General features: G+C 71.4%; 1 protein-coding gene and 1 pseudogene. Both read right to left on the bottom strand.

Annotated elements, in window-relative coordinates; translation table 11 throughout:
- Window positions 1-211, bottom strand: a pseudogene (locus tag F9K34_RS18675) (ATP-dependent DNA helicase RecG); the annotation flags it as partial.
- Entirely contained in the window at window positions 208-2,337 is a 2,130-nt protein-coding gene (gene ligA, locus F9K34_RS18670) for an NAD-dependent DNA ligase LigA (RefSeq protein WP_436405765.1), read from the bottom strand. The pseudogene F9K34_RS18675 and the gene ligA, both read right to left, overlap by 4 nt.
- Between the last annotated feature and the right edge of the window lie 78 nt (window positions 2,338-2,415).

The raw sequence follows: 2,415 nt of genomic DNA, 5'->3' as shown, positions 1-2,415 counted from the left end.
CCGTGATCTCCACCGTCACGGTGCCGGGCAGGACGGCGCCCCGGATCGTCGGCCGAAGCCGCCGGTCGATCACCGCATGCGGCAGCGTGAAGAGCAGGTCGCGCGGTCGCTCCGCGCCCATCTGCGCGAAAAGCTTCGCGGTTTTCGGCCCGACACCCTCCAGCGTCTCCAGTTCCGCGAAGAGCGGGAAGAGGATCGCCGGCCGGCTCATGCGCCGATGAGCCTCAGCCAGGCATCCTCGTCGATCGTCTCGATGCCGAGCCTTTCGGCCTCCTTCGCCTTCGAGCCCGCGCCGGGCCCGGCGATGACGAGGTCGGTCTTCGCCGAGACCGAGCCCGCCACCTTCGCCCCGAGCGCCTCGGCCCGCGCCTTGGCCTCGGCGCGCGTCATCCTCTCCAGCGTCCCGGTGAAGACAAGCGTCTTGCCGGCGACGGGGCTGCCCGCCGTCACCGGCTGCGCCGCCGGCTCCACGTCGAGCATCGCCACGAGCCGGTCGATGGAGGCACGCTCGGCCGCCTGGTGGAAGCTGTTCACGACCGAGGCCGCGAGTACCCGACCGACGCCGTCGATGGCGAGGAGCGCCTCCCACTCCGGTCCCTCGCCGACCGTCGCCGCCGTCATCGCCTGCTCGAATGCCTCCCAGGTGCCGTAGTTGCGGGCGAGGAGGTTTGCGGCGCTTTCGCCGACATGGCGGATGCCGAGGGCGAAGATCAGCCGGTTCAGGGGGATCCTGCGTTTTTCCTCGATGGCCTGGAAGAGATTGCTCACGGACCGTTCGCCGAAGCCTTCGCGGTTCTTCAGCTTGGCGAGGTTCGCGGCATCGCGCCCGGGAAGGGTGAAGATGTCGGCCGGTTCGCGGACGCGAAGCTGGTCGTCCTCGAAGAACATCTCGATCTGCTTCGGCCCGAGCCCCTCGATGTCGAAGGCCGCACGGCTGACGAAGTGCTTCAGCTTCTCGACCGCCTGCGCCGGGCAGACGAGGCCGCCGGTGCAGCGGCGCACGGCGTCCCCCTCCTCGCGCACGGCGTCCGAGCCACATTCCGGGCAGGTCGCGGGAAATATGTAGGGCTCCGCCTCCGCCGGCCGCCGCGAGAGGTCCACGTCGGCCACCTTGGGGATCACGTCGCCCGCCCGGTAGACCTGCACCCAGTCGCCGACGCGGATGTCCTTGCCGTCGCGGATCGCCTCGCCCGAAGCCGAGCGGCCGGCGATGTAGTCCTCGTTGTGCAGCGTGGCGTTGGAGACGACGACGCCGCCCACGGTGACGGGCAGGAGGCGGGCGACGGGCGACAGCGCGCCGGTGCGGCCGACCTGGATGTCGATCGCCTCGAGCCTTGTCCAGGCAAGCTCGGCCGGGAACTTGTGGGCGATCGCCCAGCGCGGCGTGGTGGAGCGGTAGCCGAGCCGGTGCTGGAGGCCGATGTCGTCGACCTTGTAGACGACGCCGTCGATGTCGTAGCCGAGCGTCGCGCGCCGTTGCTCGATCTCGCGCCAGGCGTCGAGCAGTGCCTGCGGACCCTCGCAGAGGCGCGTCAGCGGGTTGGTGGCGAAGCCGAGCGCGGCGAGCCGGTCGATGGCGCCCATCTGGGTGTCGGCCAAGGGTTCGGAGTGGGCGCCCCAGGCGTAGGCGAAGAACCGCAAGGGCCGCGACGCGGTGATCGCGGCGTCGAGCTGGCGCAGCGAGCCGGCGGCAGCGTTGCGGGGATTGGCGAAGGTCTTTTCCCCCGCCTCGGCGGCGCGCGCGTTCAGCGCGGCGAAATCCGCGTGGCTCATGTAGACCTCGCCCCGGACCTCGAGAAGCTCGGGCGCAGAGGTCAGGCGATGCGGTATGTCGCCGATGGTCCGGGCGTTCGCCGTGACGTTCTCCCCCGTCTCGCCGTCGCCGCGGGTGGCCGCCTGGACGAGAAGCCCGCGCTCGTAGCGGAGCGACAGCGACAGGCCGTCGATCTTGGGCTCGGCGGTGTAGCGAAGCGGCGCACCGGCCGGCAGGTTCAGGTAGCGGCGGATGCGGTCGTCGAACTCGACGATCTCGCCCGCCTCGAAGGCGTTTTCGAGGCTCAGCATCCGCACGGCATGGCGCACCTTTGCGAAGGTCTCGGACGGTTCCGCCCCCACCGCCTGTGTCGGGCTCTCGGCCTGCGCAAGCGCCGGGAAGCGCAGCTCGATGGCCGTGAGCCGCCGTTTCAGGGCGTCGTAGTCGGCATCCGAGATCTCCGGCGCGTCGAGCGTGTGGTAGGCGCGGTTGGCGCGTGCGACCGCGGCGGCGATAAGGCCCCACTGGCGCCGCGCCTCCTCCGGCGTGAGCGCCTCCACCGGGTCTGCGTCTAGCGCGGTCAGCGGATTGAGGGCCGCGCCATCAGCCCCGCCTGCCCGGACCCCGTCCCGCGGCGCGGCGTCGCCCGAGGCGCCGCCCGC

Origin of the sequence: Albidovulum sp., from assembly GCF_008933605.1 — a bacterium.
GTDB lineage: Bacteria > Pseudomonadota > Alphaproteobacteria > Rhodobacterales > Rhodobacteraceae > Albidovulum.
Note: the sequence above shows the minus strand (reverse complement) of the source record. Positions and strands in the feature narration are given on the sequence as shown.